This window comes from Paraferrimonas sp. SM1919, assembly GCF_010993985.1.
Lineage (GTDB): Bacteria > Pseudomonadota > Gammaproteobacteria > Enterobacterales > Shewanellaceae > SM1919.
The window spans coordinates 1-811 of record NZ_WINH01000080.1 but is presented as its reverse complement, the minus strand read 5'-3'; the positions used below and the strand labels follow the sequence as shown (position 1 = coordinate 811).

Sequence of the window (811 nt, the reverse complement as noted above, 5' to 3'; positions counted from 1 at the left end):
CCTTCCAGCATCAGGGTGCTACAGGGGGTCCTGGACAAGATCAGGTTGAAGATTCAGAAGCTGGAGAAGGCCATTCAGGCCCAGAGGGAGGAGTGCAAGGAACCGTGCAAGACCAAGTGTCCCATACCTGTGGTGTCTGGTAAGGAATGTGAGGACATCTTCCGTCGAGGAGGAAGAGACTCCCAGATGTACCTGATCCAGCCCGACGCCTTCTTCCCTCCATACAAGGTCTTCTGTGATCAGACCACTCAGAATGGAGGATGGCTTCTCATCCAGAACAGGCTTGATGGCAGTGTCGACTTTGGCCGACGCTGGGACGAATATCGACGCGGCTTCGGCAACATCGCCTTCGATGCTGGCAAGGGTCACTGCGAGACTCCCGGTGAATACTGGCTGGGCAATGACCGTATTAGTCAGGTGACCAAGATGGGCCCCACTGAGGTTCTTATTGAGATGCAGGACTGGACAGGAGCCAAGGTCCACGCCCAGTACAGCCAGTTCACCATCCAATCAGAGACGTCCAACTACGTGATGGCGGTCGGCGGTTACTCCGGTAATGCTGGCAACTGTTTCCTGGAAGGATCCTTGGAACTCTTTGGAGAAAACCGCACCATGACCATTCACAACGGCATGATGTTCAGTACTTATGACAGAGACAACGACAACTGGATTCCCGGCGATCCCTCCAAGCAGTGCTCCAAGGAGGACGGAGGTGGTTGGTGGTACAACCGTTGCCACTCAGCCAATCCCAATGGCCGATACTACATGGGCGGAGCCTACACGCGCCAAATGGCCAAGCACGGCACTGACG

The 811-nt window shown here is 55.4% G+C and carries 1 protein-coding gene; it reads left to right on the top strand.

The annotated features are described in order from the left end of the window. Window positions 1-186: 186 nt before the first annotated feature. Window positions 187-811 (top strand): fibrinogen-related domain-containing protein (locus tag GFB48_RS17240; protein WP_240464899.1); only part of this gene is annotated, 625 nt, incomplete at its 3' end.